General features: G+C 63.6%; 16 protein-coding genes. 5 read left to right on the top strand and 11 right to left on the bottom strand.

Translation table 11 applies throughout. The annotated features are described in order from the left end of the window. Positions 1-163: 163 nt before the first annotated feature. Positions 164-346 carry a CsbD family protein gene (locus AR323_RS09215; protein ID WP_057883637.1) on the bottom strand — a complete coding sequence of 61 codons (183 nt, stop codon included), beginning with the start codon at positions 344-346 and terminating at the stop codon, positions 164-166. Positions 347-427: 81 nt separating this feature from the next. Further along, positions 428-820 (bottom strand): EVE domain-containing protein, encoded by a 393-nt coding sequence (locus AR323_RS09210; protein ID WP_057883768.1) that lies wholly within the window; start codon positions 818-820, stop codon positions 428-430. Positions 821-905: 85 nt separating this feature from the next. On the opposite strand from AR323_RS09210, the gene AR323_RS09205 reads away from it, so the two are divergent. From AR323_RS09205 to AR323_RS09185, 5 genes are read left to right on the top strand one after another with little or no spacing between them, the layout of a single operon-like run. Then, complete coding sequence (locus tag AR323_RS09205; protein ID WP_083495324.1) at positions 906-2603, top strand: putative bifunctional diguanylate cyclase/phosphodiesterase; 1698 nt, start codon at positions 906-908, stop codon at positions 2601-2603. Positions 2604-2654: 51 nt separating this feature from the next. Beyond that, positions 2655-3467, top strand: coding sequence for a diaminopimelate epimerase (dapF, locus tag AR323_RS09200; RefSeq protein WP_057883636.1), 813 nt, complete (start codon positions 2655-2657; stop codon positions 3465-3467). Then, positions 3464-4636 (top strand): MiaB/RimO family radical SAM methylthiotransferase, encoded by a 1173-nt coding sequence (locus AR323_RS09195; protein ID WP_057883635.1) that lies wholly within the window; start codon positions 3464-3466, stop codon positions 4634-4636. The genes dapF and AR323_RS09195 overlap by 4 nt, the downstream gene beginning before the upstream one ends. Further along, the gene (ftsY, locus tag AR323_RS09190; RefSeq protein WP_057883634.1) at positions 4633-5556 is read left to right on the top strand and encodes a signal recognition particle-docking protein FtsY; all 924 of its coding nucleotides are present in this window, start codon (positions 4633-4635) and stop codon (positions 5554-5556) included. The genes AR323_RS09195 and ftsY overlap by 4 nt, the downstream gene beginning before the upstream one ends. Continuing rightward, entirely contained in the window at positions 5556-6194 is a 639-nt protein-coding gene (locus AR323_RS09185) for an inner membrane-spanning protein YciB (protein ID WP_057883633.1), read from the top strand. Before ftsY ends, AR323_RS09185 begins: the two co-directional genes overlap by 1 nt. Before the next feature lie 54 nt (positions 6195-6248). On the opposite strand, the gene AR323_RS09180 is transcribed toward AR323_RS09185, so the two are convergent. From AR323_RS09180 to ccmC, 9 genes are all read right to left on the bottom strand, one after another. Continuing rightward, on the bottom strand, positions 6249-6455 hold the full coding sequence (locus tag AR323_RS09180) for a hypothetical protein (protein WP_057883632.1): 207 nt from the start codon (positions 6453-6455) through the stop codon (positions 6249-6251). A 9-nt stretch (positions 6456-6464) separates the two neighbouring features. Next, positions 6465-8375 (bottom strand): potassium transporter Kup, encoded by a 1911-nt coding sequence (locus tag AR323_RS09175; protein ID WP_057883766.1) that lies wholly within the window; start codon positions 8373-8375, stop codon positions 6465-6467. A gap of 78 nt (positions 8376-8453) precedes the next feature. Further along, positions 8454-9083, bottom strand: a complete 630-nt coding sequence (locus tag AR323_RS09170; protein WP_057883631.1) for a tetratricopeptide repeat protein — start codon at positions 9081-9083, stop codon at positions 8454-8456. Then, complete coding sequence (locus AR323_RS09165; RefSeq protein ID WP_057883630.1) at positions 9080-9481, bottom strand: cytochrome c-type biogenesis protein; 402 nt, start codon at positions 9479-9481, stop codon at positions 9080-9082. The genes AR323_RS09170 and AR323_RS09165 overlap by 4 nt, the downstream gene beginning before the upstream one ends. A 14-nt stretch (positions 9482-9495) precedes the next feature. Then, entirely contained in the window at positions 9496-10026 is a 531-nt protein-coding gene (locus AR323_RS09160) for a DsbE family thiol:disulfide interchange protein (protein ID WP_057883629.1), read from the bottom strand. Beyond that, positions 10023-11978, bottom strand: coding sequence for a heme lyase CcmF/NrfE family subunit (locus AR323_RS09155; RefSeq protein ID WP_057883628.1), 1956 nt, complete (start codon positions 11976-11978; stop codon positions 10023-10025). The genes AR323_RS09160 and AR323_RS09155 overlap by 4 nt, the downstream gene beginning before the upstream one ends. Then, complete coding sequence (gene ccmE, locus AR323_RS09150) at positions 11975-12424, bottom strand: cytochrome c maturation protein CcmE (protein ID WP_123321844.1); 450 nt, start codon at positions 12422-12424, stop codon at positions 11975-11977. The genes AR323_RS09155 and ccmE overlap by 4 nt, the downstream gene beginning before the upstream one ends. Before the next feature lie 5 nt (positions 12425-12429). Next, positions 12430-12567 (bottom strand): heme exporter protein CcmD, encoded by a 138-nt coding sequence (locus AR323_RS14650; protein ID WP_123321804.1) that lies wholly within the window; start codon positions 12565-12567, stop codon positions 12430-12432. Further along, positions 12567-13289 (bottom strand): heme ABC transporter permease CcmC, encoded by a 723-nt coding sequence (ccmC, locus tag AR323_RS09145; RefSeq protein WP_057883626.1) that lies wholly within the window; start codon positions 13287-13289, stop codon positions 12567-12569. Before ccmC ends, AR323_RS14650 begins: the two co-directional genes overlap by 1 nt. Positions 13290-13293 lie beyond the last annotated feature (4 nt).

The raw sequence follows: 13293 nt of genomic DNA, 5'->3' as shown, positions 1-13293 counted from the left end.
TGGCTGCTTAACGAAGCGGAAACCATCGCGCTCCCCGGGAATCCGCGGCGTAGCGCACTGGGACATTAAGGTTGTTCGTTCAGCACGCGCGGGAATGATCCCAAGTGGCCGACACGAAAAAGGCCGCCCTTTCGAGCGGCCTTTCGTTCTTCGGGCAGATCGTTCAGATCTTGTCGCCAAGCGCGCCCTTCACTTCACCCTTGAGGTTCTGGGCTTCGCCCTTGCGCTCTTGCGCCTTACCTTCGGCATGAAGCGAAGGGTTGTCGGTCGCCTTGCCGGCAGCCTGCTTGGTGTTGCCAGCGATCTCGTTACCCAGGCCCTTGGCCTTGTCGGTGAGTTCACCCATGAGATTTCTCCTTGTTGCGGGCCGCAGCAGAAAGCCGCGGGCTTCAAGGATCGAACGACCCCGATGGGAATATTGTTCCCGCTATCTCTTTGAGAGTGCGATGATCCGTTTCCACTCCTCGGGTAGGATTTCCGCTACCGACAGGCGAGACTGCCGGAGAAGTTCGATTTCCGCGAACGAGGGATCGGCCTTTATTTCCTTGAGGGTAACGGGCCGACGGAGCTTCTCGACCGGTCGGACCTTCACCGCCGCCCACTTCCCGGTGTCATCGGTCGGATCGGGCAACCCGGACGCGCTGATCTCGACAATTCCGACGATCTCCTTGCCAATGTTAGAATGGTAGAAGAACGCCAGGTCCCCCACTTCCATCGCGGCAAGGTTGTTGCGCGCACGGTAGTTGCGCACGCCGTCCCACGTGCCTTCACCTTCCGTTACGAGATCATCCCAGCCATAGGCGTCGGGTTCTGATTTCATCAGCCAGTAACGCGGCACGTCCGGTTCTCCTGTGTCGTGGCCCGGCAAACGCCGCTTTAACGCAATTTTCAGCCAGATAGGCGATATGCGGGCGTTCGCAACAGCGGGGGCAAAGTTGCCGCACGACATTTCCAATTCGTCAGGTTCCGTCGAGCCGGATCGCGCGCTTGTCCGCGCAGAGCGCGATCTCGTTGCACTCGGGATTACCGTCGCAGCGATCGTGCTTTTCGTTGCGACCGGCGGAATGGTTCTGCCGCAAGTCGTGCGATCGTGGATGGGCACCGGTGTCGCCCCGGACCCGCTGCTGGTCAGCGTACTCCTGCTCAACATCGCACTCGTTATCTTCGGATGGCGCCGATATTCCGAGTTGACGTCCGAAATTGCCGAACGACGAAGAGCAGAGGAACGTGCGCGCCGTCTGGCGGAAACCGATCCGCTGACCGGAAGCCTCAACAGGCGCAGCATCGGACCGGCGACCGACGCCCTCCTCACCCTTGCCAAGGACGATGGACGAAGCGTGGCATTCGTCATGGTCGATCTCGACAATTTCAAGACGATCAACGACGTAAACGGCCACCAGGCGGGAGATATCCTGCTTTGCGCATCTGCAGACCGGATCCGCGCGCTGCTCCCCCGCGACGCGCTGCTCGCTCGGCTCGGCGGAGATGAATTCGCCTGCGTAGTCCCGTACGATCCGCGATATTCGGACCGGATAGACCATCTGGTCGGAATGCTGATCGACCGCATTGCCCAGCCTGTCGATTACAACGGACTGTCACTGGAGGTCACTGTCTCCGTGGGGGTCACGGCCAACGCCGACATCGAATGTCTTCAAACTGGCGAGAGCGAAGCGCAGGTCCTTATCCATCGCGCGGATATCGCGATGTACCACGCGAAGAAGCAGGGCAAGAACCGCTTCTTCTGGTTCGAAGAGCCGATGGAGGCGGAACTACGCTTCCGCAGCGAACTCGAAACGGGGATACGGCGCGGCATCTCGCGCGGCGAGTTCGTCCCGTATTACGAACAGCAGATTGACCTCGCGACCGGCGAGCTTGCCGGTTTCGAGATGCTGGCGCGTTGGAATTCCCCGTCCCTCGGGCTGGTCGGGCCGGACGTGTTCATCCCGGTCGCGGAGGAAATCGGCCTGATCGGGGATCTCAGCGAACGATTGATTGAGCAGGCGCTGCAGGACGCCCGCGAATGGGACCCTCGCCTGTCGCTCTCGGTCAACATCTCGCCGATCCAATTGCGGGATCCCTGGTTCTCGCAGAAGATACTCAAACTGCTGGTAAAGCACAATTTTCCGCCGCACCGTCTCGATATCGAAATTACCGAAAGCTGCCTGCACGAGAACATCGGTGTGGTGCGCTCGATCATCACCAGCCTCAAGAACCAGGGCGTGACGATCAGTCTCGACGACTTCGGCACCGGCTTTTCCAGCCTTACGCAACTGCGAACACTGCCTTTCGATCGGCTCAAGATCGACCGCAGCTTCGTGTCGGAAATCGGCGCGACAGAGGACAGCGACAAGCTGGTGCGCGCCATCGTCTCGCTCGGGGACGGTCTCGACCTGCCCATCACGGCCGAAGGGATCGAGGATATGGACATCCTCGCCAAGCTTCGGACCATGGGGCCTTTGAAGGGCCAGGGCTATCACTACGGGCGACCTGAAACCACCGAAGCCGTGCGCCAGCGACTGGAAGCTGCGGGCCTGCTCGTGTCCGGCACACCCGACCGGTCGACTCCTGAACCGGAGAGTACGGAGCACCGCAAGACCGGGTAGGCTCTGCGACACTGGACGCGAGGTCTGCCCCCGCATAGAGCCGCGACATAGATGCGGGTCCCCTTCATCAAGATGCACGGTCTCGGCAACGACTTCGTCGTGCTCGATGCCCGAAGCGAGGCGTTGCCTCCGATCGGCCCGGCGACCGTCGCCGCGCTCGCCGATCGGCGGACCGGAATCGGCTGCGATCAGCTCATTCTCCTCGAGCCGGCCGAGAATGCGGATTTCCGTATGCGGATTTTCAATGCCGACGGGGGAGAGGTGGAGGCCTGCGGCAATGCAAGCCGCGCCGTGGCACTGCTACATGGTGCGCCTGCGAGGGTTGAAACCGCTGGTGGCCTGATCGCCGTCGAGCCGACGGGCCGCGGCGCGAGGATCGACATGGGCACCCCGCGGTTCGAATGGAACGAACAGCCGCTGGCCTATGCAATGGACACGCTTGCCATGCCGGTCGGCTGGGACGGACTGGAAGGTCCTACTGCCGTGAACGTCGGCAATCCGCATGTGGTGTTTTTCGTCCCCGATGCCGAAGCCGTTCCGCTCGACCGGATCGGTCCCGAGATAGAAACCGATCCTCTTTTCCCGGAGAGGGTCAACGTCAACGTCGCCCAGGTCACTGGCCCGGCGTCGATCCAATTACGGGTTTGGGAGCGCGGCGCGGGCCTGACCCGAGCTTGCGGTACGGGCGCCTGCGCGACGACGGTTGCCGCCATACGTCGCGGACTGATCGCCGGGCGGTCGGCCACGGTCCATTTGCCTGGAGGACCGCTCGAAATCGAATGGAACGACGACAACCGCGTCCTCATGACCGGACCCGCTGCTGAATCGTTCCGCGGCACCTTCGACTGGGGCGACTTCGCGTGAGCGTTCACGTCGTTTCTCTGGGCTGCCGGCTGAACCTGTCCGAAAGCGAGCGCATTCGCGCGATCCTCGCTTCGGAAGACGATACGGTCGTCGTCAATTCCTGCGCGGTGACCGCAGAGGCCATGCGCCAAACACGTCAGGCGATCCGCCGGGCACGGCGCGAGCGACCCGGTGTACGGTTGCTCGTTACAGGCTGCGCGGTCGAGATCGAGCGCGATGCGATCGCCGCCATGCCCGAGGTTGATGGCCTTGTAGCCAATGCCGCGAAACTGGACCCTCGCGCCTGGAACGCAGGCGAACCGGCAGCGCCCGCCTCAAGCACCCATTCGCGCGGCTTCATTGCCGTGCAGAACGGGTGCGACCATGCCTGCACGTTCTGTATCATTCCCCAGGGCCGCGGAGCCAGTCGATCGCTTGCTGTCGGCGATGTCCTTCGCGCGGTCGAAGAAGACCTGACGCGCGGAGCAGGCGAGATCGTGCTCACCGGAGTCGATCTCACGAGTTGGGGCGCCGACTTGCCCAACACCCCTCCCCTCGGATCTCTGGTGGAGGCGATACTCGGCGCATTTCCCACTCTGCACCGCCTCCGGCTGTCGTCAGTCGACGGGATCGAAATCGATCCCCTTCTCGAGGATCTGATCGCCAGCGATGAGCGGGTCATGCCGCACCTGCATCTCTCGCTGCAACACGGGCACGACTTGATCCTGAAACGGATGAAGCGACGGCACCTGCGCGCCGACGCGATTTCGCTGGTCCGACGCCTTCGAAGCCGCCGCCCCGCTATTGCCATCGGAGCGGACCTTATAGCCGGCTTCCCGACCGAGACCGAGGCGCACCACGCGGCCAACCTTTCGATCGTCGAAGAACTGCAGATCGTTCACGGGCACGTGTTTCCCTATTCACCGCGACCAGACACTGCTGCTTCGCGGATGCCGCAGGTCGCACAACCGGCTGTCCGCGAGCGCGCTGCCGAGTTGCGTGCGGCCGTCGCGTCGGTGCGGGACGCCTGGCTTCGATCCCTCGTCGGACGACCGCTGGCCGTCCTTGCCGAGCGCGACGGTACGGGACACGCGTCCAATTTCGCCCGCGTCCGGCTTCCCGATGGGGTGCACCCCGGGCAGATCGTCACCATATCACCGACGCACATCGACAAGGGCCTGCTCGCATGAGCGAACCAACGTGGACCGATCGCCTGTTCGGCGGCTTCCGCAAGACATCCGAGAAGCTCAGCGAGAACCTGACCGGCGTGGTCGGAACGGCGAAGCTCGACGACGCAACGCTTGACGACGTCGAGGACGCGCTGATCGTTTCCGATCTCGGACCTGCCGCGGCGCGGCGCATCCGCGACAAGCTGGCCGAAAAGCGCTTCGGCCTCGGCATCACGGAGCGCGAGCTGAAGGAGGCGGTCGCCGAGGAAATCGCCGCGATCCTGCGGCCTGTAGCCCGCCCCCTCGAGATCACCGCATTTCCGCGACCTCAGGTCATTCTCGTCATCGGAGTCAACGGCAGCGGCAAGACGACGACGATCGCCAAGCTGGCCCACTGGCTGCAGGAAGACGACTATTCGGTGATGCTAGCGGCGGGTGATACCTTTCGCGCCGCCGCGATCGGCCAGCTTGCCACTTGGGCCGAGCGCATCGGCGCTCCGATCATCAGAGGACCTGAAGGCGGCGACCCCGCATCGATCGTCTTCGACGCGGTGAAGGAGGCGACCGCGACCGGGATCGATGCCCTGATCGTCGACACCGCGGGCCGCCTCCAGAACAAGCGCGAACTGATGGAGGAACTGGCGAAGATCCGCCGGGTCCTCGGTCGGCTCAATCCGGAGGCTCCGCACGACGTGATCCTCGTGCTCGACGCGACGAATGGCCAGAACGCCCTGTCGCAAATCGAAATTTTCAAGGAGGTTGCCGGGGTGACCGGGCTTGTCATGACCAAGCTTGACGGAACCGCGCGGGGCGGCGTTCTCGTAGCCGCAGCCGAACAGTTCGGGCTGCCGATTCATGCGATCGGCGTGGGCGAGAAGATCGACGACCTCCGCCCTTTCGACCCCGATCTCGTCGCCCGTGTGATCGCAGGAGTAGCCTGATGTCAGAGACACAGCATAAGCCGTCGGGGTGGCTGAATGTCGCCATCGATTACGGGCCGATCCTGGTCTTTTTCCTCGTCTATCGCTGGTCCAAGCCGGACGGGGATTCGCCCTCGGGCGAGATCTTCGCCGTGATCCAGAGCACCGGCGCGTTCATCGTCGCGGCGATCGCGGCACTGATCTTTTCGAAGTGGAAACTCGGCAAGGTGTCGCCGATGCTGATGCTGTCGACGGCGCTGATCGTCGGGTTCGGCGCGCTGACGATCTGGCTGCGCGACGAACGCTTCATCCAACTTAAGCCGACCATAATCTATGTGTTCTTCGCCATCGCCCTCATCGGGGGCTGGCTGCGGGGCAAGGCGCTGTTGCAGACGCTGCTGGAAGCCGCGTTCGAGGGGCTGGACCGCGAGGGTTGGCTGAAGCTCAGCCGCAACTGGGGCGTCTTTTTCCTGGTATTGGCCGGCCTCAACGAGGCGCTGCGCTATTGGCTGACTTTCGGCGACTGGCTCTGGGCAAAGCTGTGGGTTTTCATGCCCCTGTCGTTCCTGTTCACCTTTACCCAGATTCCGATGCTGCTCCGCCACGGGCTGAACACCGAAGGGCTCAAGGAAGAAGAGGCGAACCCTCCTCCTCCCTGATCGGGGATTGCAATCGGGTTGAACGGCGCGACAAAGGCCGCGGCGCGCACCGGGTCAGTCGTCTCCGACCAGCTTACGCAGCTTGCCCATCAATGCGCCGATCCGCTCTGCCGCTTCGGTGAAGGTCACCACGTCGTCGCGGTTGTTATTGCCGCGCGCTTCCTTGGCGGCCTCGACGTATCCCTCCTGATCGGCCTCGAGGGCGTCGATCAGCATCTCGATCTCTTCTTCGGTAAGCTTGAGGGCAATCGTATCAGGCATGCGTACTCCTTAGATCTCTACCTGGCTGCCAAGCTCGACCACGCGATTGGTCGGCAGGCGAAAAAATTCCATGGCGGTTGCCGAATTGCGGAGCATCCACGCGAACAGCTTTTCGCGCCATACGGCCATTCCTGGCTTCTTGCTGGCGATCAGCGTCTGCCGACTGAGGAAGAAGCTGGTCTGCATCATGTCGAACATACCGCCGCATTCTCCCGTTTCGGCAAGGGCGGCGGGCACATCGGTCTCCTGCATGAAGCCATAGTGCAGAATCACGCGGAAAATGCCGTCGCCCACAGCGTGGATTTCGAATCGCTCGGACGGATCGACGTAGGGCACTCCGGCGATCTGCACGGTCAGGATCACGACCCGTTCGTGCAGCACCTTGTTGTGCTTGATGTTGTGGAGGAGCGCGCTCGGCACGCCGCCGCTGGCCGACGCCATGAAGATCGCGGTTCCCGGCACGCGCGTTGCCGAGTTGCGTGCGCTCTTGGCAAAGATCGCGATCGGGAGCGCCACCTCGCTCATTCGGTCGCGCATCAGCTTGCGCCCGCGCGCCCAGGTCGTGAGGAGCGTGAACGCGATCGCGCCGACGAACAGCGGGAACCAGCCCCCATCGGGCACCTTGGGCAGGTTGGCGGCGAAAAACGATCCATCGACCAGGAAGAACAGGCCCACAAGCGGCAGGGCCATCCAGAGCTTCCAGCGCCAGACGGCCAGGAACAGCACGGCCATGAGGCAGGTGTCGATCAACATCGCTCCGGTCACGGCGATGCCGTATGCGCTCGCAAGATTGGACGAATTGCGGAACGTCAGAACCAGGAGGATCACCGCGATCATCAGCGTCCAGTTCACGAACGGGATGTAGATCTGTCCGTGCTGCGTCTCGCTGGTGTGCAGGATCGAGAGGCGCGGAACGAAGCCGAGCTGGATCGCCTGCTGCGTGACCGAGAACGCTCCCGTGATGACCGCTTGGCTCGCGATAAAGGTAGCGCAGGTGGCCAGCAGCACGAGAGGTAGCCGGAACGATTCGCTCGCCATCACGAAGAACGGGTTCTTGATCGCCTCGGCAGCGGCAGCCGCTTCGAGATTCATGATCATCGCCGCCTGCCCGAAGTAATTGAGCAGCAGGCATGGCATTACGAACCCGAACCAGCCGATCCGCAGTGGCCCGCGTCCGAAATGCCCCATATCCGAGTAGAGCGCCTCGGCACCCGTCACCGCGAGGACGACAGAGCCCAGTGCCAGGAAGGCCAGCCACTTGTCGGTGATGAAAAACTGAACCGCGTACCAGGGATTGAGCGCTGCCAGCACTCCCGGATTGTCCACGATGTGGATCAGGCCAAGCACCGCCAGCGTCGTGAAATAGGTCAGCATGATCGGCGCGAACAGCTTGCCGATCGTGCCGGTACCGCGTTTCTGCAGCAGAAACAGCGCGATGAGCAGGGTTAGCGCGATCGGGATGACGAACGGCGCCATGCGCGCCTCTACCGTCGTCAGCCCTTCGACCGCCGATAGCACCGAGACCGCCGGCGTGATCATGCTGTCGCCATAGAACAGCGCGGTCGCGAACACGCCCAGCATGATCGCGATCCACCCGCGATTGGTCCCGCCGATCTTTTGCGAAATCAGCGCCACCAAGGCGAGGGTGCCGCCCTGCCCGCGGTTGTCGGCATTCATGAGAATCGTGACGTACTGGAGCGAGACGATGATCGTCATCGCCCAGAAGATCAGGCTTACGACACCCATCAGGTGAAGCGTGTCGAGCGCGAGCGGATGGTGGCCGGCGAAAGTCTCGCGAAAGGCATAGATCGGGCTGGTGCCGATATCGCCGAAAACGATACCGACGGCACCCACCGCAAGCTTGACCTTGGCGCTGACGGTCTTGTCACCGTCGGCTCCGTGACCGGCCGTCTGGCTCATCGAGGTTTGATCCATGCCATGAAAGCGGCGGCGCTTAGCACCGAGACCCGGTGCCCGCAATTGCGGGCGACTGGAGCGTCATTGATTTGCGGTCTGGGCGATCAGGCTGTCGAGCCGGCTGAGCCGATCCTCCAGACCTTCGCGCCACGGGGCATCCGCCGGAGCCTTCGTCAACATGTCGGCCCACAATTCGCGCGCCTGCGGCAGTCGGCCATTGCGGATCATGGCAACACCGAGGAAAAAGCCCGGACCCGGCTCGCCAGGATCGGCCTGCGCAGCCTGCTCATATGCGTACATCGCCGCGGGAGTGAGTTGGCCGTCGGCGTGTTCCAATATCGCGTTGGCGAGGGCGAGGCGCGCTTCCGGATCGTCGGGATTGTCCGCCAGAGAACTGCGCAGGATCCCAGCCGCATCGGCGTATTGTCCCCGACGCGCAAACCCGTCGGCCACCGTCACGAAGCGACTTGGCGGCGTCGGTCCGTACAGCGAGCGACGCGCTTCGACGAGTTCGGGACCTTCCATGCTCTGGTCAGCGGCAGCGCTCTTGGGCGAGCCGGCTTGTCCCGGCGAACCTTGAAGAGCGTAACCGGCAAGTCCGAACATCAAGGCCGCGGCGAAAAGGGTCCATCCGGACTTTGGGAGCCTCGATGCCACCACGCCGAATGCGAACGCGATCGCCGCCAGCAATATGATCGGTGCGAAGCTCATGCGACCTTCCGGAAACGGCGCCAAAGCAGGAGCCCAGCGATTAGCAGGAGAACAACCGGTCCGACATAGAGCGGCCACGTAGTTCGGCTGACGACCGGGGCGTAGCTGACGTAATCGCCGTACCGCTCCATCATCCACTCGCGGATCGCTTCGGGGTCTTCTCCCGCAGCGATCCTGAGCCGGACCTGGTGACGCATATCGCCCGCCATCGGAGCGTCGCTATCGGCGATCGATTGGCTCTGGCACTTCAGGCACCGCAGTTCTTCCATCAGACCGCGCGCGCGCGCTTCGAGACCCGAGTCATCGAGCTGGCGGTAGGCGTATGGCGCAGGTGGCATCGAGTCCTGTGCAGCAAGGGGCGCAATCGCAAACGGCAGCACCGAGATTGCGACCAACATGGCGAGAAGACGGCTCACGCTCCGGCCTCGCGAAGCTTTTCCATCAGCAAGGGCACATGCTCGGCGCGGACGTCTCCGATATGCTGGTAACGAATGACACCCTCGCCATCGATCACAAAGGTTTCAGGGACCCCGGAGCTGCCGATCGCCAGTTGAAGCTCGCTCAAGTCGTCCGCGCCGATCCGCTGGAAGGGATTTCCGTAGCGAGCCAGAAAGGCGGCGACATCCTCGGGGCGGTCGCGGATCGCGACCCCGACAATCGGCGCCCCTTGGCGCTCGAGCTCGGCCAGATGAGGGGCCTCTGCCGCACACGGCACGCACCAGCTCGCCCAGATGTTGAGCAGCTTTGGTTTGCCGTCCTTCAGGTTGGCGAGCGACAGTCCCGGCACATCGGAGGTCGCCGGACGCATGTCGAATGGCGGCATAGGCTTGCCGATCATGGCAGACTCGACGAATTCGCTCTTTGGCTGGCTGAGTTGATAGCCCGCTATGCCGACGAAAGCCGCGAACAGGCCAAGCGGCAGGAAGAAGCGCCAGCCCTTCACGGCACTGCCTCCGCCCTGCGCTCGCCGGCCTTGCGCTGGACGATCCGGCGCCGCAGGTCCTCGCGAACCCGTCCGATGAGCGCGAGCAGGCCGCCCAGCGCGATCATCAGGCCCCCATACCAGATCAGGGTCACGAACGGCTTCCACCACAGTCGCACCTGCCATCGTTCGCTATCCGCAGCCTTGCCGAGGACGGCGTACAACTGCCCGTTCCAGCGAGTGGCCAGCGCACTCTCCGTGGTTTCCTGCGGCGGCGACCAGAAGCTGCGCGCTTGGGGGTGAAGCTCCACGGGCTTGCCGCCGGCGTAGCTGGCCTGCATGACGGCCTCGATCGCGGTCCAGTTGGCGCCGGCAACCGGATCTACGGCTGCCAGTTTGACACTCCACGGTCCGACAGTGGCAGTCTCGCCGACTTTAATCGCGGCCAGCTCTTCCTTGTTGAAAGCACGCTCGCTCGCCATGCCGAAAAGTGCCACCGCGATGCCGAGGTGAGCAATCACCATGCCCCAGGTCGCGATTGGCAGACGGCGCAAGCTGCGGCCCCGCAACGGCATCACGCTGGCGACGGCAAGTCCGGCGCTCAGTGCGAGTCCGATCGTCGAGAGCACTCCGGCCCTCAGAGCGATTGCAACGGCAAGCCCACCGGCCAGACAGACGAGGGCGATCAGGGCCGGCTTGCGGACGCGTTCGAGCCTGTCCCCCCGCCAGCGCAGAAGGGGACCGACCATCATCGCAAGCAGCATCGGCACGACGAACACCGTACCGACCGGATCGAAGTATGGAGGACCAACGGACACACGAACGCCCATCGCTTCGGTCAGCAGCGGATAGAGCGTGCCGAGCAGCACCACGCCCAGGATCGCCGACAGCAGCACGTTGTTGACCACCAGCGCGCCCTCGCGGCTGACGGCCGAGAACTTCTCGCCTTCCGCCACCGAGCCCGCTCGCAGCCCGAACACTGCCAGCGCTCCGCCGATATAGATCACCAGAAGCCCCAGGATGAAGCTGCCTCGTTCCGGATCGACCGCGAATGCGTGTACGCTCGTCAGAATGCCCGATCGCACGAGGAACGTGCCGATCATGCTCATGGAAAAGGCCACGACACCCAGCATGATCGTCCACGCACGCAGGGCATCGCGCGCCGCGAGCACGCTCGCCGAATGGAGCAGCGCAGTCGCCGCCAGCCATGGCATCAGCGAGGCATTTTCGACGGGGTCCCAGAACCACCAGCCCCCCCAGCCGAGTTCGTAATACGCCCAATAGCTGCCCGCTGTGATGCCCACCGTCAGGAATATCCATGCACCGAGAACCCAGGGCCGCATGGCGCGGGCGAATTCGGGGGTGACCTGACGGGTGATCAGGGCGCCGACCGCAAAACTGAATGCCACCGAAAGGCCGACGTAGCCGAGATAGAGCGTGGGTGGGTGGAACGCGAGGCCGATATCCTGAAGCAGCGGGTTGAGTCCGTTGCCTTCGACCGCGGGGGTAGGCAGTCGCTCGAACGGGTTCGAACTCAACAGCAGGAACGCGTAGAATCCCAGAGCGACGAAGCTCTGTGCTGCGAGCGTCGCCTGCATCGTGCGCTCGGGGAGCCTTCGCTCCACAAAGGCGATCAGGGCGCCGGCAGCACTCATCACGGTGATCCACAGCAGCATCGAGCCTTCATGGTTGCCCCAGGAGCCCGCGATCTTGAAAATCAGCGGCTTGTCCGAATGCGAGTTCATCGCGACGAGCTTCACCGACAGGTCCGTTCGCACGAACAGCCAGACCAGCATCGCGAACGAGAATACGCATAGGACGCCCTGCACGATGGCAGCGGGACGAATGAGACCGGCAAGCTCTCCGCCGCTCTCCTCGCCGCCACGCCATACGGCCAGTGCGCCTGCGACTAGTTGCAGGGCGGCAAGAGCGGCCGCGAGCCAAAGGGCCGCGAGTCCGAGCTCGGCGATCATATGGTGGTCTCTGCCACCGCGGCCTTTTTGTGCTGGTCGTTCATGTCCTGAAGTTCGCGCGGCACGTAGTTCTCGTCGTGCTTCGCCAGCAGGTTGTCTGCGACGAATGTGCCGTCGGATTGCATCTTGCCTTCGGCCACCACGCCCGAACCCTCGACGAACAGGTCCGGCACGATTCCCGAATAGCGCACCGGCACGCGCGCATCGCCATCACCCACCACGAAGTCGATCGTCACGCCGTCGGATTGGGTCTTGATCGAGTTGGCCTCGACCATCCCGCCGAGACGTATGGCCTGCCCCGGTGCCGGCGGGTCCTCGACGAACTGGGAGGGCACGTAGAAGTAGCTTGCCTGATTCCGCAGCGCCCACGATGCAATCACCCCAGCGGCAACCAGCGCAACCAGCGCTATGACTACCAGGATCAATCGCTGATGCTTCGCCTTCACTGCGCTCACTTGCGTCCCTCGTCACGATTGCGTTCGGCGCGGCGCATGGCCAGCCAACTCCACCCCAAGAGTATCAACGTCGCGCCGATGCCGAGGGCATAGGCGGCGATAACGAAAGGCCAGTGATCGAGCGACTCGCGCATCAGGCCGCTTCTCGCGCCCGGCGGCGCATGCGCGCCTCGGCCTGCGCCTCGGCAAGCAGGGCTCGCATGCGCATCAGGACGACCGCTACGAACAGCAAGGTAAAGCCGAGCGTCGCGACCATCAGCGGCCAGAGAAATGCGGGCGCCATGGCAGACCCGCCGGTGCTGATGCTTGGCGGCTGGTGGATCGACGACCACCACAGGACCGAGAAATGGATGATCGGCACGTTGATGACACCGACCAGGCCGAATATCGCCGGAATCCTGGAAGAGCCACCCTCGCGGGCCGTCGCACCCGACAACGCCATGTAGCCGAGGTAAAGAAACAGCAGCACGAGCATGCTCGTCAGTCGGCCATCCCATTCCCACCACGTGCCCCAGGCGGGGCGGCCCCAGAGCGACCCGGTCGCAAGGCACAGCGCGGTGAACACCGCCCCCGGCAAGGCCGCGGCCCGTCCGGCGATCGCGGCAAGCGGATGGCGCCAGACGATCTCGGCGAGACTTGCCCCGGCGATCGCGGTCCAGCCCGCCATGCCGAGCCATGCGGACGGCACGTGAATGAAGAGGATGCGGACGGTATCGCCCTGCAGCCGTTCGGCAGGGGCCACGAACAAACCCCACGCCAATGCACTACCCGCAAGCGCCAGTCCGAGGCCCAGTAGCCAAGGGGTCAGCGGGCGAGCGATGCGGAGAAAACGCGTGGGATTGGCGAAGCCGTGCATCGGA

Origin of the sequence: Tsuneonella troitsensis (assembly GCF_001441535.1) — a bacterium.
Lineage (GTDB): Bacteria > Pseudomonadota > Alphaproteobacteria > Sphingomonadales > Sphingomonadaceae > Tsuneonella > Tsuneonella troitsensis.
The sequence above is the reverse complement of the archived record's forward strand: the minus strand, read 5'-3'. Positions and strand labels throughout refer to the sequence as shown.